The 21,796-nt window shown below is 54.9% G+C and carries 19 protein-coding genes and 1 pseudogene; 11 read left to right on the top strand and 9 right to left on the bottom strand.

All coding sequences use genetic code 11. The annotated features are described in order from the left end of the window. The first annotated feature begins 10 nt into the window (after positions 1-10). Complete coding sequence (locus AADB16_RS01150) at positions 11-2,497, top strand: EAL domain-containing protein (RefSeq protein WP_410800804.1); 2,487 nt, start codon at positions 11-13, stop codon at positions 2,495-2,497. A 36-nt stretch (positions 2,498-2,533) separates the two neighbouring features. On the opposite strand, the gene AADB16_RS01145 is transcribed toward AADB16_RS01150, so the two are convergent. The 4 genes and pseudogenes from AADB16_RS01145 to AADB16_RS01130 all read right to left on the bottom strand — a co-directional run. Further along, positions 2,534-5,362: a M66 family metalloprotease gene (locus tag AADB16_RS01145; RefSeq protein WP_410800802.1), complete on the bottom strand. Its 2,829-nt coding sequence runs from the start codon at positions 5,360-5,362 to the stop codon at positions 2,534-2,536. A 156-nt stretch (positions 5,363-5,518) separates the two neighbouring features. Next, positions 5,519-6,775 (bottom strand): cytosine deaminase, encoded by a 1,257-nt coding sequence (gene codA / locus AADB16_RS01140; protein ID WP_410800800.1) that lies wholly within the window; start codon positions 6,773-6,775, stop codon positions 5,519-5,521. Between the two features lie 130 nt (positions 6,776-6,905). Continuing rightward, a complete protein-coding gene (locus AADB16_RS01135; protein ID WP_353962130.1) occupies positions 6,906-7,220 on the bottom strand; it encodes a hypothetical protein in 315 nt (104 codons plus the stop codon). Positions 7,221-7,283: 63 nt separating this feature from the next. Beyond that, positions 7,284-7,397 (bottom strand): annotated as a pseudogene (locus AADB16_RS01130) (CarD family transcriptional regulator); the annotation flags it as partial. Between the two features lie 203 nt (positions 7,398-7,600). Between AADB16_RS01130 and AADB16_RS01125 the strand changes: the two are divergent. The 10 genes from AADB16_RS01125 (at position 7,601) to AADB16_RS01080 (ending at position 17,058) form a co-directional block, all read left to right on the top strand. Further along, on the top strand, positions 7,601-8,293 hold the full coding sequence (locus AADB16_RS01125; RefSeq protein ID WP_309043927.1) for a MotA/TolQ/ExbB proton channel family protein: 693 nt from the start codon (positions 7,601-7,603) through the stop codon (positions 8,291-8,293). Next, a complete protein-coding gene (locus AADB16_RS01120) occupies positions 8,283-8,681 on the top strand; it encodes an ExbD/TolR family protein (protein ID WP_410800797.1) in 399 nt (132 codons plus the stop codon). Before AADB16_RS01125 ends, AADB16_RS01120 begins: the two co-directional genes overlap by 11 nt. Beyond that, entirely contained in the window at positions 8,678-9,103 is a 426-nt protein-coding gene (locus AADB16_RS01115) for an ExbD/TolR family protein (protein ID WP_410800795.1), read from the top strand. The genes AADB16_RS01120 and AADB16_RS01115 overlap by 4 nt, the downstream gene beginning before the upstream one ends. Beyond that, positions 9,100-9,909, top strand: coding sequence for an energy transducer TonB (locus tag AADB16_RS01110; RefSeq protein WP_410800793.1), 810 nt, complete (start codon positions 9,100-9,102; stop codon positions 9,907-9,909). Before AADB16_RS01115 ends, AADB16_RS01110 begins: the two co-directional genes overlap by 4 nt. 153 nt (positions 9,910-10,062) lie before the next feature. Beyond that, positions 10,063-12,087, top strand: a complete 2,025-nt coding sequence (locus tag AADB16_RS01105) for a TonB-dependent receptor plug domain-containing protein (protein ID WP_410800791.1) — start codon at positions 10,063-10,065, stop codon at positions 12,085-12,087. Between the two features lie 25 nt (positions 12,088-12,112). Then, a complete protein-coding gene (locus AADB16_RS01100; RefSeq protein WP_410800789.1) occupies positions 12,113-13,276 on the top strand; it encodes an HmuY family protein in 1,164 nt (387 codons plus the stop codon). Positions 13,277-13,281: 5 nt separating this feature from the next. Beyond that, the gene (locus tag AADB16_RS01095) at positions 13,282-14,373 is read left to right on the top strand and encodes a hemin-degrading factor (protein ID WP_298450725.1); all 1,092 of its coding nucleotides are present in this window, start codon (positions 13,282-13,284) and stop codon (positions 14,371-14,373) included. Then, positions 14,364-15,245: a hemin ABC transporter substrate-binding protein gene (locus AADB16_RS01090; RefSeq protein WP_410800787.1), complete on the top strand. Its 882-nt coding sequence runs from the start codon at positions 14,364-14,366 to the stop codon at positions 15,243-15,245. The genes AADB16_RS01095 and AADB16_RS01090 overlap by 10 nt, the downstream gene beginning before the upstream one ends. Beyond that, entirely contained in the window at positions 15,235-16,275 is a 1,041-nt protein-coding gene (locus AADB16_RS01085; protein WP_298450718.1) for a FecCD family ABC transporter permease, read from the top strand. Before AADB16_RS01090 ends, AADB16_RS01085 begins: the two co-directional genes overlap by 11 nt. Before the next feature lie 12 nt (positions 16,276-16,287). Continuing rightward, positions 16,288-17,058 carry a heme ABC transporter ATP-binding protein gene (locus AADB16_RS01080; RefSeq protein WP_410800785.1) on the top strand — a complete coding sequence of 257 codons (771 nt, stop codon included), beginning with the start codon at positions 16,288-16,290 and terminating at the stop codon, positions 17,056-17,058. Between the two features lie 42 nt (positions 17,059-17,100). On the opposite strand, the gene AADB16_RS01075 is transcribed toward AADB16_RS01080, so the two are convergent. The 5 genes from AADB16_RS01075 to AADB16_RS01055 form a co-directional block, all read right to left on the bottom strand. Beyond that, positions 17,101-17,862 carry a M15 family metallopeptidase gene (locus tag AADB16_RS01075; protein WP_309043920.1) on the bottom strand — a complete coding sequence of 254 codons (762 nt, stop codon included), beginning with the start codon at positions 17,860-17,862 and terminating at the stop codon, positions 17,101-17,103. A gap of 4 nt (positions 17,863-17,866) precedes the next feature. Continuing rightward, positions 17,867-19,144, bottom strand: coding sequence for a TRAP transporter large permease (locus AADB16_RS01070; protein WP_410800783.1), 1,278 nt, complete (start codon positions 19,142-19,144; stop codon positions 17,867-17,869). Continuing rightward, complete coding sequence (locus AADB16_RS01065) at positions 19,141-19,632, bottom strand: TRAP transporter small permease (RefSeq protein ID WP_298450706.1); 492 nt, start codon at positions 19,630-19,632, stop codon at positions 19,141-19,143. Before AADB16_RS01065 ends, AADB16_RS01070 begins: the two co-directional genes overlap by 4 nt. 74 nt (positions 19,633-19,706) lie before the next feature. Continuing rightward, on the bottom strand, positions 19,707-20,732 hold the full coding sequence (gene dctP, locus AADB16_RS01060; RefSeq protein ID WP_410800781.1) for a TRAP transporter substrate-binding protein DctP: 1,026 nt from the start codon (positions 20,730-20,732) through the stop codon (positions 19,707-19,709). A 126-nt stretch (positions 20,733-20,858) separates the two neighbouring features. Continuing rightward, positions 20,859-21,785 carry a LysR family transcriptional regulator gene (locus AADB16_RS01055; RefSeq protein ID WP_200201323.1) on the bottom strand — a complete coding sequence of 309 codons (927 nt, stop codon included), beginning with the start codon at positions 21,783-21,785 and terminating at the stop codon, positions 20,859-20,861. Between the last annotated feature and the right edge of the window lie 11 nt (positions 21,786-21,796).

The following is a 21,796-nucleotide window of genomic DNA, read 5'->3' as shown; positions in this document are numbered from 1 at the left end:
AGATACGCCTATGCGTCTTCATGCCAAGGTTCTGTTAGTCGTCGTACCCTTAGCGGTCATTCCGTTAATGATTTTGGGCTGGTTGGCCTATGATCAGCTGCGCTCGACGGCGGTAGAGCGCAGCTCGAGCCAGATGACCACGCTAATGGACCAAATGGCCCGCAACTTCCAGGTGCATCAGGACGTTGCCAAAGCGAATGTGCAACTGTTTGCCGATGCCTCGCTTATGCGAGCCTATGCGCTCACAGAGGATGAGGAAGAACGGTATGCATTAATGCTGCCCTCACTGCTTAAACTGTTTTCCAGTTATCTGCGCGCTTACCCTGATTACACTGAGATTCGATACCTGCTGCCCGATGGCTATGAAGATGCCCGTGTCGCCTTGGCGCCGGCGTCGAATGTTAACGAAGAGGAAGGGAACACACCGTTCTTCCAGGAGCTTCGCCAGTTTGAGGGTGAGACGTTTGTCTGGGTTACCTCTACCCCCGGTAGCAGCACGGTATCACTGCAAGTCGCGCGGCCCATGCGGTTAATCGACCCAACCACTCAGGACCCGCTCAACAGCAAGCCGACACTGCGCGGGTATCTGGTCGTCACCATGGGGCTGGATTTTATGGTGGAGCAAATGGCTGCCAGCCGGATTGGTGAAGACGGCCATACGCTTATCATCAACGACGAAGGCAAGATTCTTTTCCATCGGAACCGCTCGCGATTGGGGCAGCGCATACCCGAATCCCTGTTGACCAAGATCTCCGGGGCGGAAAATAGTGAGGAGCTTGTGCCGGCGACCTACCAGCAGGAAGCGAGTCTTTTGGCAACTCGGCGATTACACGAAGGCTTGCTGATGATTGGCGTGCTGCCGGAGCGGGAATTGCTCAAAGAGAGTCAGCAGCTTGGGACGACGGTTGCCTGGATCATACTCGGCACCGTGGTGTTGATGATTGTCGGGCTGTTTATTTCCATGAATTTGCTTATGGTTCGGCCATTGCAAACCCTGATGAGAGCCATACGCGAGATAGGCCATGGCAATCTCTCGCCAAAGATTGCGCTGTCCACCAGGGATGAGTTGGGCCAGTTAGTGCAGAGCTTTCAGGAGATGGCTGGCAATCTGGACACCTCTCGCACCAGAATTGAGCGGCTGGCCTATCACGACAGTTTGACGGGCCTACCCAACCGATTCCGAGCCCACGAGACACTGCGCCGCATGATTTCTCTTGCCCGTCGGGAGGACGGCAAAATGGCCGTGTTGTTTCTGGATCTCGATAACTTCAAACGGGTCAACGACTCCCTGGGCCATCAGGTGGGTGATCTATTGCTCATGGAAACGGCCGCTCGTCTCACATCGGTACTGAGGATGGAAGATGTGGTGCACCCGGAAGTACCCCAGAACACCTCGGGTATCCTCGCTCGTCTGGGCGGTGACGAGTTCGTTATCCTGCTGCCCAAGGTTGATAGCTCCCAGGATGCAGCAAAAGTTGCCTCACGCATCCTTGATGCACTGAAAGCGCCGTTCCACTTTGGGCATGAGGAGATTTACAGTAGCAGTAGTATCGGAATCTCCCTGTTTCCGGATGACGGCACCGGGGTGGACGATCTGATAAAACGCGCTGATGCCGCTATGTATCAGGCCAAGGAGCAGGGCCGTAATAATTTTCAATTTTATTCCGCTACCTACAACCGTGCGGCGCTGGAACATATCTCCCTGGAAGCCGGTTTAAGGCGCGCGTTGAGTAATGACGAGTTGGAACTCTATTATCAGCCACTGGTGCAGGCCAGCACCGGTAAAGTCGTTGGCCTGGAAGCCTTACTACGCTGGAATGACCCGAGAGAAGGCGCTATCGATCCGGATAGATTTGTTCCGGTCGCTGAGGATAGCGGTTTGATCCTGCCTATAGGTGAGTGGGCTCTACGCGAGGCTGGGCGCCAGCTAAGTGTTTGGCAGGCGGCCGGGCTCAGCAATGCCTGTGTGTCCGTCAATGTGTCCGCCATACAGCTTCAGCGGCAGAATATTATAGCGATTGTTGATGAGGTGCTGGAGGTGAACGGGCTGAAACCTTGGCAAGTTGAACTCGAAATCACCGAAACTGCGTTGATGAAGATCCGACCGGAGGTTATTGGCTATCTCGATAAGATGCGCCAAAAAGGTGTGACTATTTCGCTGGATGATTTTGGTACTGGATACTCGTCCTTGAGCCTTCTTCAGGAATTGCCTATCTGCAAGCTCAAGATCGATAAGAGCTTTGTGCGGGATATGCTGGTCGACCCAAAGGACGCAGCCATCGTCTCGGCAATACTTTTTATTGCAAAAAGCCTGGGGCTGACCTCAACCGCCGAGGGCGTGGAAACGCCGGAACAGGCGGCGTATCTTGCCAGTGAAGAGTGCGATCAGCTTCAGGGCTATCTGCTGAGCCGGCCTTTGCCGGCAGCAGAAATGACCCGGTTTTTGAAGAGCAGAAAGGCATTGGATCTGCTCAAATCGACCTTGCAGGTGTCGTGACCCCACAGGATGATAAACCGCATGGGGACACCCTGATCAGTCAGCCAGAATGACCCCGTAGACCTCGGCCAGTAAGTTGCCATCCAACAGTGATAACAGTTTGTTTTCTGAAGTGATGACTCCTGCCCACTGCTGGTTCCAGTTGCCTGAGCAGCCATAGGTGATCAGGGTGCCGTTGTGACGAGCATAGTCGGCACACTTGCCGTTACCTTCATTACGCAACTGTTGTTCATCAGAGCTGTAGATCCAGCGCTGTGCCGCATTGTCATGCTGGCAGAGCGCCAGTCCAAGACGCTCGCCTGAGGGGGTCAGGCATTGCCAGGGCGTTGCGACAGGGTGGATGCGATTTTTGAGATCCATAACCCAGTGGCTGGCTTTGACAATGTCAGCCGGCACAGCGGTCACGGCAACGTATTGGGCATCCACAAGATTTGTGTCGAAATACACATTGCTCCCTTGGATAACGTCGCCAGTCAGCAGTAAATCATCTATCGATTCAATCAATCCGCTAGCGGTCAGTGATTGCATCAGCTGTTTTTTCGTCTCCTTTGGGGACAGGTTCTCAAGCCGGGCCTTGGCCAGGATAACCGCAATCTCAGTGGTCAGCTTCTGGTTGTTTTTGATCTTCTGAAGCAGTCGCCATGCCGGGCCAGACAGCCCATCCTTTAAATCCTGCTCAGTATAGCTGGCTACCTGGACTGCAAGATCACCGCTCAAGGTATTGAAGCGGTCGGGGTCCATAGCTTTGAGCTTATCTTCTATTTCGGCTATTTCCCTCGTGCGTAACTGGTGATGTCCCGCTTCCTGACCAACAATCGCTACGGGTGGGAGCTCAGGTATTTCCCCGCTAAAAGAAGTTTCTGTGAGTTTCTCGTCGGTGCCATCCCGCCGGCAATAAAGGCTGGCACTGGTTGGTTTGAAGTCTGCCCGCAAATTGAAGTGAAGCTGGTTGATGCTGTTCGGACTATGCCGAGAGGAAGCAACGCTGATGTGCTTTTGCTCACCCTGGCTGTTGTTCACCTCTACCCAACACTGATTGGCTGAGGAATTGAGGTCAGGTTCCGACAGGTCGAACAGATTCCCGTAGTTGCCGTGGAATACCGGATAGATGACGGCGTTGGTGCCATCAGGATCATAGCCGCCCAGAATGGTCGCAACCGCCACCCCCACGGCCACAGGCGCAGGATGTGAACTGGCGTGATTCTCATATTGGCCGGTGGTTGTATTCCACTTTTTGTAGCCATCCGGGTAGCTGGCGTCTGGAATGGGGAGCCCGGCCAGATCGTTCTGAATGATTCTGGCGGTATAGCCTGTGTAATGAGTGTATACAGAGAAAGGTTTACCGTCAGAGCCGCCTGACATGGCGTCCCGTTTGTAGTTGTACGCGCCTTCATCGTTCAGGCCAAACAGGTTTGCGCGCATCCGGTTGCGGTGCGCAATGTATCCCCAGCCACTGTCAGCGTGATGGACCGCCCAGCGCCCATCATCGGTCAGGCCTTGGCCAGGATAATGGCCGAGGCCATAGGCGTGGCCCCATTCATGGCTGGCCTCATTGCCCCAGGAGTCGTAAAGCGTTCCGATACCGTTGCCGCCACTGAGGCCGTGACCAACGCGGCCATTTGTGTACATGCCCCAGGCATGGTGATTGGTTATCTGCTTGAAGACATGAGGGTGCTGCTGGTTCATGTGATTGCTGGCGTAACCGAAGTTGGCCATGTTTATGCCAACGCTGACCTGCGATTTGCCAACGTTCTCGCGCATGTCACCGCTGTATACGTCACCTGTAACCTGGCTGCTACCATCAATGTCTTTGTCGTATATGGTGCCCGAGCGGATGATTACCCGGTTGAGCACGGCATCTGCGTAGCTGCCCATGACGAGCTTCGAGACAGGAAGGGTCTGGAAGTAATCCGTAGCGGCCATTATTGGGTCCCGAAGCGTGTAGTGCCCATCGCTTTGCCCGGGCTCGGTCAGCATGCCTAAACGAATGCTCTGGAAAACAATTCGGGAGGCTTCGCCGATGTCGATATCGGCAGCAGGTAAGTAGCCGGAAACTCTGCCGTCTGCGCCTTTGTCCGCAATAAATTGAAGAGACAAACCGTTTTTGACGGTATCCCAAGGCAGATTGACGGACCATGCCTGCTTGGAGTACTGAATGGGTTGAGCGCCCGTAACGTCTGATTGCGGCAAGTCGTTTGGGTGTGCCATTGGTAGCGTCAGCAAGGGTTGGCCATTAACGCTTACTTCGGCATGCATGGTAATCGGCTCAATTCCGTTTTTGGGGATAAACAGGAGCAGGGTATCCCGCAGCGCTGTTAGCCGGGGCATGTATTTGCTCTTGGTCTCGTCGTTTGCGTTTCGCTCAAAATTATTGCCCGGCGCAACGGAATGGGACTGTACAAATTGAACTTCGCCTTCTAATTCGCCCCCCGATAGATCGTTTCGCGGCTTCCGTGGGTTGCCATCAAAATCCTTGGCGTAGAAATCCAGTGCGGGCGGGCTGAGAAAAGCGCCAGCGTGTTCCACCTGGATTGTGTCAGTGAGGATCAGGCGATGGGAGTCATTGGACGCTGCGATTGAAAGCTCGACCTGCGCCGATGCATGCTCCGGCCCCGGGGTGCCCGAAATGATACCGGTTCTTGCATCAACTGAGGCCCAGTTCGGGAGGTTGTATCCGCTATATCGTACGTTTCCCGGTAGCGCCTCATGTTGTGGCTGATACTGATAACTGACCATAGAGATTGCATCAGGCAAGCTGACTGAGTGCCGGGATTCGGTGATTGTTTTGCTTGAGGAACTTCCCCCACAGCCTGAAAGTAAAATGGCGGTTAGCCCGAGTGCTGCAGCACCTCTGAAATACATCATGAATCCCTTATCGCGGTTTTGGTGGTGTACTCTTCTTAATTGCGGGGATTCTGCTTAATTTACCGATTGTTACAAACAACTGGATTGTTGTAGAAGTGTAAAAGTGTGGGGAACGTCACCATTACGTTCCCTTTTGTCAGTGTTGGCCAGTCGGTGTTACCTGGTTTTTCTGAACAGATCCAGCTCAATGTCGTAACTGGGCTCTGGTTTCCGGAACAGGTATTCCCCGTTGCGGATGGATGCCAGTACATCCGCTCGCTGGCGAACAGCTTCAAACGGGCTGGTGGCATCCAGCACCAGAAAGTTTGCTGGTTTGCCCGCTTCCAGGCCGTATTGGTCTTCCACGTTCAGGGTTTTAGCACCGTTGAAGGTGATCAGGTCCAGACAGGTATCGAGTTGATCCATCGACATGGTTTGGGCCATGTGAATGCCGTTATCCAGAATGTTCATCAGGTTTCCGTTGCCTACCGGATACCAGGGGTCGTTGATGGAATCCTGGCCGAAGCAGACGTTAATGTTGCTCTCCCAGAACTCTTTTACTCGCGTCATGCCTCGGCGTTTCGGGTAGGTGTCTTGCCTGCCTTGCAGGTAGGCATTCTCAGTGGGCAGGGCAATGAAGTTCAGACCTGATTTCTGGAACAGTCTCATCATGCGAAATGCGTAGGCGTTGTCGGCCGAACCGAAGGAGCAGGTATGGCTGGCCGCGGTACGAGTGCCTATGTCTTCGGTCATGGCCAGGGCGTTCAGAAGTTCAACAAAACGACTCATCACATCGTCTGTTTCGTCGCAGTGTACGTCGATAAGCTTGTCGTATTTGATGGCCAGCTCAACGGTGCGGTGAATGGATTTCTCGCCGATTTCACGGGCCCACTCGAAGTGGGGAATGCTGCCTACGCAGTCGGCGCCCATCTTCAACGCTTCTTCCACCAATTCGTCACCGCCTTTGTAGGCGTACATCCCTTCCTGGGGAAAGGCGACGATCTGAATGGTGACGTTATCCTTAAGTTGTTCACGAACCTCCAGCATGGCTTTTAGCCCGGTGAGATTCGGGTCGCATACATCGATGTGGGTGCGGATGAACTGCACACCTTTTGAGACTTCTTCCTGGATGCCTTTTAGCGCACGTTCTTTTGCATCTTCGAACGATTGGTTCTTTTTCACATCGTGCCAGCGAGCTATGCCCTCGAACAGCGTGCCAGTGTTGTTTTTGGCCCCCTTGCTGCCGCCGGTGTAGACGTAGTCGAGGTGAAGGTGGGCGTCCACATAAGGTGGCACAACGAGGCGGCCTTTCAGGTCGATTGTTTCCTCAGCCGGGGGGAGGTCGGTTCCAAGTGCTCGAATAACGCCATTTTCCACGAGGATTTCGGTGGCATCGTTGTTGCGGTATATGTTTGCATTAATAAATTTCTTCATAAAAACGTCCTCGTGTAATGGGTCGCTGAGAGCTCACCCCCACATTGTAACGAAAAAGGCCCTACGCTCTCGCGTAAGGCCTTAAAAATACTGAGCACACGTTGGATTATGAGCTCGAGCTGCCTGTGGGTCAGGCTGCGGTTGGCTTTGACCTGGAAGCTTCTTCTATAAGCTGTTGTACCCGCTCTTGCGTTTTGCCCAGTGCACTGGAAAGTTCTTCACACAAAAACTTTATGCCGAGGTTCAGGTGCCTGCGGTCTGTCATGCTCAGCGGGTTTTCCTCTTGCATAACGCTTAGGCCCTTAACCATCTCCGCATAACCGTAGGGGTCGCCTTTATCAATAGCGGCCTGGTTAGCGGTTGACCGGGTTTTCCACTGTTCGCTTAACTTTCCTTGCCAGCTCTTCACATGCTTGATGATCTTCTTCGCTTCCTGAGCACTCATGGGGAAGCGTATGTTGCTTGGGAGATCATTGGCGCGCACCAGCCAGGTGAGGTCGTCACGTTCGAAATAAAGTTTTACGAACTTGGTTTTGTCCTCGCCAGAGAAACTCTTTTTAAGAATGGATTCAACGATTCCGATGCCATGACCGGGGTGAAAAATACGATCGCCTTGATTAATAGTGATAATATTCTCCTTGTTTTACTAAGAAAATGTTCCTTTTAAAAAATAACTATAATCAGCATGTTACGCTATTTCTGCACAAAAATCAAACAGCCGGTTTTGTTGCCTGAAAGTCAAAGTTCTCTTGGCGCCCTTGCGAAGGCAAATGATAACAATTAGCATTCACGAATATTCTTGATGTTTACTCGAGGGGGAGCGTTGTGGGCGCTGGTATATCTGTTCCGTTTTTTGCACAGCTACAAGGGCTGTTGGTTACTGGCGGCCCGGTGGTGTGGATTCTGGCGGTGTTTTCTGTAGTTGCCATGACCATCATTCTGGTCAAAATGTGGCAATTCATGCTGGCGCGCGCAGAGAGCACTGCTGATGTGGACGCTGCGCTAAGCCTTTGGAAAAAGGGTGACCGCAGGAAGGCAATGAAGGCCCTGAATGTGCGACGGCCCATCTCATCCGTTGTGGCTATGGCAATGCAAGGGCAGCTGAATACCACAGACGATGGGATCCTGCGTGAAGAAGTAGAGCGAGTGGCTACGGGGTACTTGAACGATCTGCGCAGCTTTTTCCGGCCCCTTGAGGTGATTGGTTCACTTAGCCCGCTGTTGGGTTTGCTCGGTACCGTCATGGGGATGATTGTGGCGTTCCAGCAAATGGAAGCCGCTGGTAATCAGGTAGATCCTTCGGTGCTTTCCGGTGGTATATGGCAAGCGTTGCTGACAACCGCCGTTGGCCTCTCGGTAGCCATACCTGTTGTTGCCGTGCACTCCTGGCTTGAGCGTAAGGTTGAGCGGGTATCCGCAACTATGAGCGATGCGGTCACAAGGGTTTTTACCTGCTCGCCCACGCTGCCGCCGTTTGAGACCGCTGCATCATCGGAGGCGCTGCGGAATGCAGCTTGATGCCTCACCGGTAAGGCGGGCCAAAGGCATCAGCCTGACACCGTTGATTGATGTGGTCTTCATTCTGCTGTTGTTTTTTATGCTGTCATCCACGTTTATTACTTGGCGGCAGCTGGATGTTGCATCGCCTGCCGACAGTAATTCCGAGCCACCGAAAGACATACAGCTGATTCGCCTAACCTCTAATCAGGGTCATTTTGAGCTGGAGGGGCGGGTCTACAGGGACCCCAGTCGCGATGAGCTGGCTGAATTGGTGTCGGCTGAACCCGATGCGGTGTTTGCCATTCAGGCTGATGCAGGTCTCCACACGCAGGCGCTCATCACTTTGCTGGATCGCTTGAAGAATGCTGGCGCTGCCCACGTGTCGCTTGCAGAGGGGCCGAAGTGAGGCTCTCAGCAACCGCGCCGAAAAAGGATCTGGCTTCAGATGATAACCTGGTGCCATTGATCAACATTGTATTTTTGATGCTGATTTTCTTCATGGTCGCCGGGCAAATCACTGCCTCTGATGCGGTGATGGTTCAAGCTCCCGAATCTCTTACAGCAGCTCAAGGAAAAGAGCACTCAGCGACGGTTTTGGTTGCGGCTGATGGTTCCATGTACCTGGATAACGCCGAGGTGTCTCCGGATCGTCTGGTAGAAAAACTGGGAAATCTGTTGGATGAAGCGGAAACGGTTGATGGGGTTTCTGTATTAGTTAAAGCCGATGCCATGTTACCGGTTGAGGTGTTGCAGGAAGTGCTGCAACACATCAAAAAGGCCGGGCTGTTAAAGGTGGCTCTGCTAACCCGCCAAGGTGACGCTGAATGATTGCAAGGCGTCACTGGCTCGGTGCAGCGGTACTGACGCTGGCACTTCATTTGTTGGTGCTTGCGGCGTTTGCGCGCACCGCTACCATTCCGGAAGGGGCTGAGGCTCCTGGGGAGGCGGGTGTTGAAATCGATCTTGGCATGCTGGGTGATCTGGGTGTAGAGGCCGAAACCCAGGAAGCGGCTCCGGCCACTGTCGAGCCACCGAAACCGATCCCGACACCTCCCATACCGGAACCTGTAGTAAGTGAGCCGGAGCAGCCCAGGCAAACAGCAGAGGTGAGCGTAGAAGAGCCTCCAAAGCCTGAGCCTGAACCGGAACCAGAGCCTGAACCAGAGCCTGAACCGGAGCCAGACCCTGAACCGGAGCCTGAACCGGAGTCTCCTATAGCAACGACGTCTACCCAAGCGTTACCCGACACCGAAACGGCGAAGGATGTGGCAGCTGCTCCGGCGCGCAAGGCTGGCAGTGGCGAAAGCAGCGCCAGTGCCTCTGGAGGCAACCCCGGTGCGCGAAGTACCTATCTGGCAGTGGTCGCAGCCAAACTCGCCCGGGCTAAACGCTATCCAAGATCATCTCGCCTGCGGCGTCAGGAGGGGGTAGTCGGGCTCAGCTTCACCCTTGATCGCCAAGGGCGCATTGTGGAATCCAGTATTACCGATCCTTCGGGCCACCCTGAGTTGGATAAGGCGGTCATACGCATGCTCGAGAATGCGGCACCATTGCCCGCCTTTCCCGATGATCTCACCCAGAACACCCTGAGCGTGTCCATTCCCGTGGCGTTCAAGCTCAGCGATCGCCGATAGCCTCGACAACCCGCTCGCGCCTTCCTTTTTTCTTTCCTGCGTAAAAGTTCCCTGTTTTTTGTTGACAGAAATCAAAATCTAAACAAGAATGCTTCTCGTTACTATTTGGGGTGGCTGTTGTTAGCCTGACCCGCTTGAGAGGAGTTGAAGTGAGTGAGTGCTGCCTGCGGGAAGAATCGTTCGACACTGCCTTTGTTCTCTATCGCTTTGCTTTCTCTGAGTGTTTGCGGGCAGGCGACAGCGGAAACCACTTCGCAATCCTCCTATTACCTCGATGAAATCGTCGTTACCGGTACCCGCTCCAACCGCATGCTGAGTGACACCCCCGTACGGACTGAAGTTGTAACAGCCCGGGAACTGGAAAAGACCCACGCCAGAAACGTTGCGGAGGCGATCGAGAACGTTGCCGGAGTGCAGCTGCGAAACATCCACGGCAAGGCGGGCAAGGAAGTCTGGCTGCAGGGTGTTGGTGCTGACCGGGTGTTGGTGCTGGTAGACGGTCTGCCACTCACGGCCACAACTGGCTCATCGGTGGATGTAAGCCAGCTGGCGCTGCTGAATGTGAAGCGGATTGAAGTGGTGAAGGGCGCGGGCTCTGCACAATACGGCAGTGCGGCCATCGGCGGTGTCGTCAACGTTATTACCCAGGACCTTGAGCCAGGTTTGCGGGGAGAGGTTACGGTTGATGGCGGTAGTTATGGCGAGCAAAATCCCAGCGGCGACCGTGCTGATTTTGGTCGCTACGGTGCGCGAGCCAATATCGACATGGGCACTGAACAACTGCGGGTTCGCCTGAGTGGATCACATCAGAATTCCAGCGGCATTGATCCGGAGCCATCCACCTGGGCGAGGCCAGGGGATGAATACGATCGCAACCAGTTCAATACCCGGCTGGAGTGGTTACCGGAGGACGATCATCGGCTGTTTGCGGAAGTCGGCTATTTTGATGAAGCGTCCGGCTCCCGGTTTTTGAACGAAAAGGCCGGTACGGTTCTCAAGCAAGGAAAGGAAGAGTCCGTCGAGCGCTGGCGCACGGTGCTGGGTGGCGAGCATGGCATGAGCGATGCCCAAACTGTGTTCTGGAATCTGCTGCGGGAAGAGCTCACAGACAACACCTACAAATACTCGGCCTTTGGTGAGTTTGACCACCGAGATGCGAATCAGGTGTTGTCCCAGGCTTCGGCTCACACTGAAGTTGCCGTTGGTAAGAATCACTTGCTGATGGTGGGCGCTGATTTTCGCCATGAAACTCTGGAGCAAACGATTGACGGCCAGATGGAACTGGATGGCGGTAAGCGATCACGCAGCAGCAAGGAAATCTGGTTCCAGGACACCTGGATTCCATCGCACCGCTGGGAATGGGTGGCCGGACTACGCGGCCAGCAGGATTCCGATTTCGGCGACCACTACGCCCCCAAGATCAATACCCGCTATGAGTTGACGCCAGACAGCCCAGCCAGCCAATACCTCCGTGCAAGCTGGAGTGGCGGCTATCGAGTGCCTAACTTGAAAGAGCGCCATTACCGGTTTGACCACAGCCAGCTTGGTTATGTGGTTGAAGGTAATCCGGACCTGTCACCAGAAACGTCGCAAAACCTCCAGCTCGGCTGGGGCGTCAATTACCTGAACGCCGGATGGCTTGAAATTAACGCCTTTCAGAACCTGATTGAAGATTTGATCCAGACCCAATTCGATGCTGATGCCACCGCCGCCCGTGGTGATGGTGTGGATGTGTATCGGTACGCCAACGTTGATAAAGCACGCACCCGCGGCGTGGAAACCACAGCGGGTTGGCAACTCGCCCGAGGCTTGGAAGTGACCGCAGGCTACACCTACACCCAGGCAGAAGACCGGGCTACCGGTTTTGCTTTACCCAATCGGCCGCATCATCAAACCCGGCTTGGCCTGGATGGGCCTGGCGGCATCCCTGGGCTGAACTGGTCGGTGCGGGTTCGCAACCAGAGTTCGGAATACGTGGATACAGACGAAACCAAAAAGTCCCCGGGTTACACCACGGTGGATCTGAAACTGAATCAGACCGTTGGCGACAACCTGCAACTGTTTGCCGGCGTCGACAACCTCACCAATAAGCAGCGTGACTTCGACGATGCCGATGACTTCGGCCCGGTGGCAGGAAGGTTTGTGTACATGGGCGTGACGCTTGGATTTGGAAAATAACGATCGATCAACAAGGAGAAAGTGCATGAGTAATAGTTACCGGGGGCTCGGGTTGGCGGCAACAGTAGTATTGCTGGCTGGTTGTGGCGGCAGTGAGAACAGTCTTGGTGGGTCAGATGAGAGCAATGGCAACCCGGAATTTCGGCATCAGGTGATTGATGCGAAATCCTATAACCAGGCCACCTATCTGAACCTGAACACGGGCGCAACCATGCAGATGACGGCGGATGAGGCGCAAGGCCGCACCGACTGGCATCTGTCGTTCAAGCGCGACACGGTGCAGGTTAATGGTGGAGCTTCGGGAATGGGCAGCGTGGCTGGCACCGTGGCTAACGCCCAGGACAAGTTTTATGACGCCGCCGGGGAGCCGAACTTCAACCTTCTGGTCAATGCCACGGCATCATCCGAGGAAGAGGCGTTATTGGCGGAGTATCCAGAGCCGGGCAGCAGGGACTGGATCAGCGACTCAATCACCAATAGCTTTGGGGGTGAATGGTACAGCTACAACCCTAACGGCGGAATCATGAACGCCAATCCGGACAATGGCTGGTTGCTGCGGTCAGCGGAAGGCAACAGTTACGCCCGCATGCGTATGACCGGGATGGATTTTCCTACCCGCACGGGCGAGGGCATCAAGAGCTTTACGATGGCCTTTGATGTTCAGGTTCCAGAGACCACTACCTTCACCCAATCGGCCACGTTTACCGGGTCCATAGGTTCTGAAGGTGGCGAGCTCTGCTTTGATTTTGACGCTGATTCAACGGTGAGCTGCGAAACCTCCGCACATTGGGATGTGAAGCTGGGTTTCGCTGGCCGAAATATCTATCTGAGAAGTAACAGTGGCACCTCTGGCGAAGGTAATGGCGGGGTGTTCGGGCCGTTCAAGTGGGATGATCTGGCGGTCTATACCAGCGCCACCATTGCGCCAGGATCAGGCGAGGACATAACAGGAAGATACGCGGCCGACACCACCAGTGGCGTGTTCAACGCATCCAGCTGGTACGCATATGATCAGGCGGGTGGGCACTTACTTCGCCCGAACTTCCGGGTATACCTGATCGATACCGATACCAACGATGCTCAAGCCCCTGTTTATGCCGTGCAGATCGTCGGCTATTACGGTGACGACACTGTTTCAGGACAACCCATTGTTCGTTGGACTAACGCATCACTAACCGCAGCAGAGTAAATACTATGAACGCAACGATAGAATTCCCTGAGGTTAAGTTAGAAATTGCGCTAAAAGACCGCTGGCAACAGTTGCTGTCGGAGCAGCCAAACCTGCGCATCCGTAACGCCGCGAACCTGCTTGATGTCAGTGAAATGGAACTGATGCTGTGTCGTGAAGAAGGTGCACTCACACCGCTGTCTAGTGATTTTGGTGCACTGCTCACCGAGTTGGAATCCGTTGGCGAAGTGATGATGCTCGCCCGCAACGATGAAATGGTGCATGAGATTACCGGCCACCTGAAAGGGTTCAAGGTAACCGGCGGTGGCTCCATGGGGCTGTCCGTTGGTGAGATGGACCTGCGGGTATTTTTTCGAAGCTGGACCTTTGGCTTCCATGTAGTTGAAGAGGTGCGTTCCGGCACTCGCCATAGTCTGCAGTTCTTTGATACCAGTGGTCGAGCCATCCAGAAAGTGTACAAAACCAAAGGCACCCAAGCTGAAGCCTGGGATGCACTGGTCGCGAAATACAAAGCCGATCAGCCTGTGGTGCCGGAACTGAAAGCAGCTCCCTCCCCAGAGCCGCGGGTGGACCCGGCTAGTGTTGATGTATCAGCACTACAGCAGGATTGGGCAACACTGAAAGACGTGCACCATTTCCACTCCATGCTCAAACGCAACAAGGTCGACCGGCTAACGGCGGTAGAGCTGGTTGGCCCGGCCTACACCCGAAAACTCAAGCGCAGCACCGACTCCATTGAGTCCCCCTTGGATGAGCTTTTACAGCAAGTAAAAACCAACCAGTGCCCGATTATGGTGTTCGTGGGAAACCCCGGCATTGTGCAAATCTGGACCGGCCAGGTGGACAACATTCGCCGAGTAGGTGAGTGGATGAATGTGCTGGACCCTGGCTTTAACCTGCATGCAAAGACTGGCGATGTGACCGACTGGTGGACGGTAAAACGGCCTTCTGTGGATGGCACCATAACCTCAGTGGAAGGCTATAACGCCAGCGGGGAAATCGTACTGACGGTATTTGGCAAACGTAAGCCGGGCGAGGTGGAAGCTGAAAACTGGCAAGCCGAAGTGCGTGCGCTGGAGGCAAAGCTATGCGATTGACCGGGTTGCTGCTGGCTGCATTACTGGCACTTCCGGCTTATGCCGGAAGTGCCAGTAATGCAGGTGCCAAAGGCTCACGCATTGTCAGTGCCGATGGCGCGGTGACGGAAATATTGTTTGCTCTGGGCGTAGAGGATCGTCTGGTGGGTGTTGATACCACCAGCAAGTACCCGGAAGACGTCAATCAGCTGCCGAAAGTAGGTTATCTGCGGGCCTTGCCATTCGAAGGCGTGTTGTCGCTGGAGCCCGATCACCTGATCACCACCGAAGAAGCGGAGCCGGAACAAACCCTGCAGCGCCTGGAACAGGTGGGAGTCAAAGTCACTCGGTTGCCTGTTGCGCAAAGCCCGGAGCAGACTCTTCAGCGGATTATGGCCATTGGTGAGTTGGTCGACCGTGAGGAAGCAGCGGCAAGGCTCGCCGGTGAATTGCAGGTGGTCTTTACCGACATCGATAAAAAGGTGGCTGCAAGGGGTTCGGCGCCCAAGGTTTTGCTGTTGTTGGCCGCGGGTGGCCATGGTGTTTCATTCGGCGGTAGCCACACGGGTGCAGATGCCCTGCTGAAAGCGATCGGGGCGACTAACGCGGTCAGCAATATCCGTGGCTACAAACCTGCCAGTCGCGAAGCGATCATCAGCGCCAACCCCGATGCGATTGTGGTTGCTGAATCTGCGCCGGGGCAGTTCCGGATTGCCGATTGGCCAGAGCTGGCCCAGCTGCCGGCCTGGAAAAACGGCCACCGGTATGTGGGTGACAGCATGATGCTACTCAGCTTTGGCCCAAGATTGGCAGAGGCCCTGGTGATACTTGACGGAATCCTGCCTGAAGCCCCCACCGCAGAGAGCACCCTGGCTAGTCGCCATGGCGACTGATACTGCAAAGCGAGCGCCTGCCAGTCTCATTTTTATGGTTCTGGCTGGGCTGGCTGTTCTGGCGGCTTTGTTCTCGCTGACCAACGGTGCTTATCCTCTGGGCACCAGCGATGTTGTGAATCTGCTGCTGGAACCTGAGGCCGCAAAACCCGCAGCCCACATGGTGTTTTTTGATGTGCGTATGCCCCGGCTGGTTCTGGGATTTCTCACCGGTGCGGTATTGGCTGTTTCCGGCACCTTGCTGCAGGGATTGTTTCGCAACCCTCTCGCCGACCCTGGGTTAATCGGGGTGTCCGGCGGAGCGGCACTGGCGGCAGTATCGGTTATTGTGCTTGGGGGCAGTTGGCTGTCCGATTGGACGATACTCACTGGCAGATGGGCGCTGCCTCTGGCCGCCTTTGTGGGCTCGGTGCTAACCACCCTGGTGGCTTGGCGCGTTGCCAGCCGTTCCGGCAGCATTGCTGTGGCAACCTTGCTGCTGGCGGGTATCGCCATAAATGCAGTCGCCGGAGCCTTAACCGGCCTGCTGACATTCTACGCCGACGATAGTGAACTGCGTTCGTTGACCTTCTGGAGCATGGGCAGTCTTGGCCACGCCAGTTGGGAAGACCTGCAAGTTGCTGGCCCCTGGATGCTGCTGGCGCTGTTACTGGCCCCCGTGTTAGCCAAACCCCTGGATGCGTTTGCCCTTGGTGAATCGGTCGCTGGCCATCTGGGTTTTTCGGTGCAGTGGGTAAAGCGGGCGACGGTTGTGTTGTCTGCGTTGGGCACTGGCGCGGCAGTGGCGGTTACCGGCCTTATCGGGTTCGTTGGGTTGGTGGTGCCGCACCTGCTACGACAAATTGTTGGTGCTGGCCATCGGGTGTTGATCCCCGCCAGTGGACTGGCCGGCGGTGTGCTGCTGGTGGCGGCTGACAGTTTGGCGCGGGTGGTTGTGGCGCCGGCGGAGCTGCCCATTGGTTTGATGATGTCTCTGTTAGGCGGGCCATTCTTTTTGGTACTGCTAATGAGAATGCGCATTGGCGCATAGGGAGCTGGCAACATGTCCGTTTTGAGGGTTAAGCAGTTAGGGCTGACCTTAGGGCGTAGCCGAATACTGCAAGATGTGTCACTCACCGTCGAACCGGGAGAGCTGGTTGCTCTGCTCGGCCCTAACGGTGCTGGCAAGTCGTCATTGTTGAAAACGCTGGCGGGAGAGCTGGCATTCGGGCAGGGCACCATTGAACTGTTTGGCCGCTCAATTCGCCATTGGAAAGGCTCTGAGCTTGCCCGTCAACGGGCGGTGATGCCCCAGCGGGTGGATGTCAGTTTCCCATTCACGGTTCGTGAAATAGTGGCATTGGGGTGCTCGGGCCTGGCTGCCGCAGACCGCAATGAACTGATTGATTACCTGCTGCAGCGATTGGGCATTGGCAATATGGCCGGCCGTTTGGTGCCAACCTTGTCTGGGGGTGAGCAACAGCGGGTGCAGCTTGCCAGAGTGTTGGCGCAAATCTGGAACACAGACGGGCCACGGTTATTGCTGCTGGATGAATGCACCTCGGCGCTGGACCCTGCCCAGCAGCAAACCGTATTCAGCCTGCTGCGTGAGCTGGCGAAAGAGCAGGGTTACAGTGTGGTAGCGGTAGTCCATGACCTGAACGTAGCGTCATGCTACGCCGACCGTCTGGTGATGATGGCGGCAGGGCGCATAGTAGAAGACGGCGCAGCGACGACTATTCTGGAGCCAGGGCTGCTGGATAGGGTGTTTGGCTTAAAGGCACGAGTGCTGGCCTTGCCAGAGGGCTACCCTATGGTAATTCCGCAGGCTTAGTGCGCCGATTGGCGCGCCAAGCCTGAATGTTCATATCAGCCGTTACGCCAGCTGCTGGCGCCAGCGGTTTTCAATGGTGTCCAACTCGGCCGGGCCGTAGCAGGCTTGGTCATGGGCGCCGTAGTAAGCCCATAACTGATCGCCAAAATCGTAGTGCCACCATTCACTGGGCAGGTTGGTGAAACCCTGCTGTTTCATGGTGTTGAATAGCAGGCGGCGGTGATCCCGTGCGTTCTTCTGCTGCGGCGTGAGGGTTTCGAGTTGCTCGAAATAATCGCTGTGGGAAGCCGGTAGTGCTTCATCAAACAACGTACCCATATCCAACGGCAAACCATCAGCATCGCAGAGCGTCACATCCACTGCACCGCCGGTAAGGTGGGGGCTTGGGGCTGTCGGTTCGCGGCTTGGGACTGAGACAAACTCCCTTGTTCTCTCAAGTAGTGCTGCTTCGTCCAGGTCGGGTTGCTGATGCTGAATGGCCTCATGCAGGGTGTCGAACAAGTACTGTTGCACCCGCCATGGGCGCCAGCCGTCCAGAACGATGATGCCGATCCCTTCGGGCAGACTGCGCGCCGCAGCGAGTAGTGCCCGGTACACACCTTCACGAACAAAGCATTCCTGTATCGCACCGGGTATGCCCATTCGGGCGTAGGCAGGAAAGACCTTTATGGGTGCAGGAGCCAGGCTCATTGGCACCAGGCTCTCACCGTTATCTTCAATCGACACGGAGCGCAGAGTTTCCCAGCTGGGAGCCGGGTAGCTGGGGATGGGCGTCAAATCACTCAATAACGTAGTTAAAGGCATTGTCTTATCCAAACTGGGTAGGGAGCCACAGCGTCAGCGGTGGGAACAGAATTAATAGAATGAGTACCGCAACAGCCGTCAGCACAAAGGGCCAGATGGTTCTGAACAGCGAGACTATCTCAAGCCGACTGACCGCCGCTGCCACGAAAACGCAGGCGCCTAGCGGTGGTGTTATCAGCGCAATGGTGATGTTCAGCGTGATGATGACACCCAGATGAACCGGGTCTATACCGGCCATCATGGCTACTGGCACAAAGATTGGCGTAAGCAGCATCAGCGCCGACACTTCTTCCATAAACATGCCCGTGAAGAAGGTGATAAGGCTCAGCAGCAATAGAATGATCACACCATTGTCGACATAAGGTGCGAGCAGAGACACAAACTGCGCAGGAACCTGAGCGTAGGAGAGAAGCCAGCTAATGGTGGCAGAGGCTGCCATGATCAGGAAAATCGCAGAGGTCAGGCGTGCTGTATCAACGACCGCTTTCCAGCACTCCTGTACACGTAGCCCGCCAAGCACGAAACCACACAAGGCCACATACAGAGCTGTGAGCGCCCCGGATTCGGTCGGAGTTACAAAGCCAAACACTATGCCTGCAACGATAATGAACGGTGCAATCAGAGCGGGCAGCGCACCAATAAATGCGACTCCAAGTTGGCCGAAGGAAGGTAGCTTTCCGCTTTTGGGCAGCTTCTTGCGCCAGGCATACCAGGCGTTCATGCCCATAAAAGCCACGCCCAGCAGCAAGCCAGGCACAACGCCCGCCAGAAACAGATCACCCACTGAAATGTTTGTCAGTGAGGCATAAAGAATCATGAAGATACTGGGTGGAATGATAGGGCCTATGAGCGAGCTGCCCGCGGTCAAACCGGCGGCAAACGCCCTTGAATAGCCTTCTTTTTCCATGGCGGGGACCAACAGAGAACCCAGTGCCGATGTGTCGGCAACGGCTGAGCCGTTGATGCCTGCGAAGAAAATGCTCGAGACCACGTTAACGTGACCCATGCCGCCCCGTAAGTGCCCAACCATCAGGCGAGCGAGCCCCATCAAACGTTCGGTTAATCCACTAACGTTCATCAGGTTACCGGCGAAGATAAATAATGGAATCGCCATTAATGAGAACACGTTGATCCCGCTAAAGAACTGCTGCGGCATCATCCGCGGAATCATCGAAGGATCGACAAATAGAAAACCAGCAATCGCCGTTGTAATCAGCGCAATGAACAAAGGCAGTCCAAGTAGAACGTGGACAAGAAAAACGGCCAGCATGGTGAGGATCATAGCTGGTCCTCTATAGTCTTGAGGGGGGCAGGCCCATACAGCAGTACATGCCAGGCCAGCAGTAAAAAGCCGAGGGGTAACGACATCAGCGGGATTGTACGGCTAATGCCGAGCCCGGATGTGGTGAACATGTTGACCGACAATGCATAGCGATAGCTGGCCCACGCTGCGCCCAAGGCAACAAACAAAGTAAGCAACCATTGATAGACAACCAGCACTCGAGCGATTGGCGCGGGTAGCAGTTTTTCCAACAGGCCAACACGCATGTGCCCACCTTCGGCCCAAACCGCGCCAGCCCCGAGCATAACGGTGCCTATGATCAAAAAGCGGGAGAGCTCATCTGTCCAGATCGGTGCGCCACCCGCGATGTAACGTGCAAAAACGCCAAACAGAATGGCTGCAACATTAAGGGATAGCAAAGCACCCGCCAGAGTCAGGGTAGACGGGCAACTTATAGCCAGCAGGCGATAACGAAGCTTGGTGAGCATTGCAGTGTTCCAGTAAGCACAGAAATAGAGAGGGCTGGCGAAACCAGCCCTCTGTCGTCATAGCGAGGGGTGGTTTAGCGTTTCACGCCCGCATCTTCCAGTGCCATATCAATCCAGCGCTGCTCAATACCACGCTCTTTGAGCCACTTGAGGTAGGCAGGCTGGCCAATGCTCTGGAATTCAGCCAGGTTTTCTTCAGAAGGGCGAATAACCTCCATGCCTTGTTCTTCCAGGAAGGCGATACGCTTTTCAACTTGCGCTTCGTTGAGCTCTCTGGCGTTGCGGTTAGCTTCGGCCACGGCTTCCATGAATGCGTTGCGAGTCTTTTCATCCCAGCTCTCGATCATCTTGCTGTTGCCTACAAGAAACTGGTCGGAATACTGAATGTTCGCAAGGGTCAGGTACTTCTGAACTTCATGAAGGCTGCCCAGGGCGATGTACATGGGCGGGTTCATTTGGCCGTCTGCTACTCGGGTGCGCAGAGCCATATAGGTTTCTGTCCAGGGGATGGGCGTACCGGATGCACCAAATGCTTCATAAAGTGCTACCTGGCTTGGGTCCATGGCGCGGAATCGAAGGCCTTCGAAGTCAGCCGGGCGGGTGATGGGCCTTTTGTTGTTGGTGAAGGCCAGAAAGCCGCCTTCTTCAACAACAGCCAGCATATCGATGCCAGCGCGTTCTTTCAGGGCACCGCTTACTTCCTGCCAATACTTGCCTTCATCAAAGAACGTGCGTGCGGCTGCAAAATCTTCGAACAGGAACGGAATGGCGCTGACAAAAATCTCATCCACCAGAGGCGAGACACCCGCAAAGGATGCGATGTTGAGCGACGGCGTACTCATGGTTTGCTCCATGCGCTCCTGCTCTTCGCCCAGCATACTGTTGGGGTACAGCGTCAGCTTTAGCTGGTCATTGGTTTTTTCTTCGACCAGCTCTTTCAGGTTCGTGGCAAAAACGTGAACAGCGTTCTTTTCCAGATCTGGTGCGCCGTTGTAGCTCAGGTTAATTGTGGTTGCTGCGAGGGCGTTGCCAGCCATCAAGGCAGAGCCAAGCAGGCAAGCTGAGATCAGGCGCTTGGGTGAAAAGAGTTTAGTCATCATATTTAATTTCCTGTTTTATTGTCATTAGTTGCGGGGCACCAAACACGAACCCACAGGTGCTTCAAGGATGCCAGTTAGTAGGCTATGTGTTGAAGTGTTGACTATGCAATACCTAAAGTGTGGACTTTATTGCAACAGTCTAGGGGCGTCAGCGGAGAAAAAACGCATTCCTTTTTGCAAATGGTCGATACACGCGGCTGCCGCAATCGTTAACTCCTGGCTTCTGAGGCTGACAATCTGGGCGCGAGTATCGTTCATAATCGGGTATTGCATGGGTAGCGGAATGATTTCTCCTCGCATTATTTCATCCATGACGGTGAGTTCTGGCATAAACGTAACGCCGATCCCTGAACGGACAAAATTCTTCAAAACAGAGACGGAATTTGTATGAAGGCGGGCCTCAAGGTGCACATGTTCCTGGTGAGCTGCCATATTCACCATCTGCCGCATACCAAAGGGGTTGTCCATAAGTGCCAGTGGCCACCCTTTCAGATCGTTGAGTGTTACGGGGCGGTTCAGCTCCGTTAGCGGGTGGTCTGGAGGCACAATCAGATCGAGTGGCTGGCGGGTTTCCACATGGCAGAAAAACTGCGGATCTGCCGGTGGCGCATAGAGTAGTGCTATGTCGACCTCACGATCTTTGAGAAGCGACATGGCTTCGTTAACGCCGGCCATGCGGATTTCAACATTGATCCCCGAGAACTCCGACATAAAAGTGCCTAGCGGTGCGGCAATCAAATCTGCGACAAAGCCTTCCCCCACGGCTATTCGAACTTCGCCTTTGGCCAGGTTTTGCAGAGCCATCAGTTGGGAAAGTACAGCCTCTTCGGAAGCTCTCTGGGAATGAAAGTGGTGAACAAGTAGCTGCCCTGCAGCAGTTGCCCGCATACCACGCCCGTGCCGTTCACACAGGCGCGTGTCCAGCTCTTCTTCCAAAGCTTTTATCTGGCGGCTAACAGCGGAGGCGTCGACATTCAGATGGGCGGCTGCGCGCCGCAAGGAGCCGCGGCGAATGACTTCGTTCAGGTAGGCTAGTGCACGTTGGTTAAGCATATAAAACGCCG

The organism is Marinobacter sp. KMM 10035 (assembly GCF_046537445.1).
GTDB lineage: Bacteria > Pseudomonadota > Gammaproteobacteria > Pseudomonadales > Oleiphilaceae > Marinobacter > Marinobacter sediminicola.
The sequence above is the reverse complement of the archived record's forward strand: the minus strand, read 5'-3'. Positions and strand labels throughout refer to the sequence as shown.

Coding starts and splice junctions, on each gene's coding strand:
- AADB16_RS01100 (WP_410800789.1), top strand. CDS start 12,113: ATGAGTAATAGTTACCGGGGGCTCGGGTTGGCGGCAACAGTAGTATTG.
- AADB16_RS01120 (WP_410800797.1), top strand. CDS start 8,283: ATGCAGCTTGATGCCTCACCGGTAAGGCGGGCCAAAGGCATCAGCCTG.
- AADB16_RS01075 (WP_309043920.1), bottom strand. CDS start 17,862: ATGCCTTTAACTACGTTATTGAGTGATTTGACGCCCATCCCCAGCTAC.
- AADB16_RS01135 (WP_353962130.1), bottom strand. CDS start 7,220: ATGAGTGCTCAGGAAGCGAAGAAGATCATCAAGCATGTGAAGAGCTGG.
- AADB16_RS01065 (WP_298450706.1), bottom strand. CDS start 19,632: ATGCTCACCAAGCTTCGTTATCGCCTGCTGGCTATAAGTTGCCCGTCT.
- AADB16_RS01070 (WP_410800783.1), bottom strand. CDS start 19,144: ATGATCCTCACCATGCTGGCCGTTTTTCTTGTCCACGTTCTACTTGGA.
- AADB16_RS01080 (WP_410800785.1), top strand. CDS start 16,288: ATGTCCGTTTTGAGGGTTAAGCAGTTAGGGCTGACCTTAGGGCGTAGC.
- codA (WP_410800800.1), bottom strand. CDS start 6,775: ATGAAGAAATTTATTAATGCAAACATATACCGCAACAACGATGCCACC.
- AADB16_RS01090 (WP_410800787.1), top strand. CDS start 14,364: ATGCGATTGACCGGGTTGCTGCTGGCTGCATTACTGGCACTTCCGGCT.
- AADB16_RS01110 (WP_410800793.1), top strand. CDS start 9,100: ATGATTGCAAGGCGTCACTGGCTCGGTGCAGCGGTACTGACGCTGGCA.
- dctP (WP_410800781.1), bottom strand. CDS start 20,732: ATGATGACTAAACTCTTTTCACCCAAGCGCCTGATCTCAGCTTGCCTG.
- AADB16_RS01085 (WP_298450718.1), top strand. CDS start 15,235: ATGGCGACTGATACTGCAAAGCGAGCGCCTGCCAGTCTCATTTTTATG.
- AADB16_RS01145 (WP_410800802.1), bottom strand. CDS start 5,362: ATGATGTATTTCAGAGGTGCTGCAGCACTCGGGCTAACCGCCATTTTA.
- AADB16_RS01150 (WP_410800804.1), top strand. CDS start 11: ATGCGTCTTCATGCCAAGGTTCTGTTAGTCGTCGTACCCTTAGCGGTC.
- AADB16_RS01095 (WP_298450725.1), top strand. CDS start 13,282: ATGAACGCAACGATAGAATTCCCTGAGGTTAAGTTAGAAATTGCGCTA.
- AADB16_RS01055 (WP_200201323.1), bottom strand. CDS start 21,785: ATGCTTAACCAACGTGCACTAGCCTACCTGAACGAAGTCATTCGCCGC.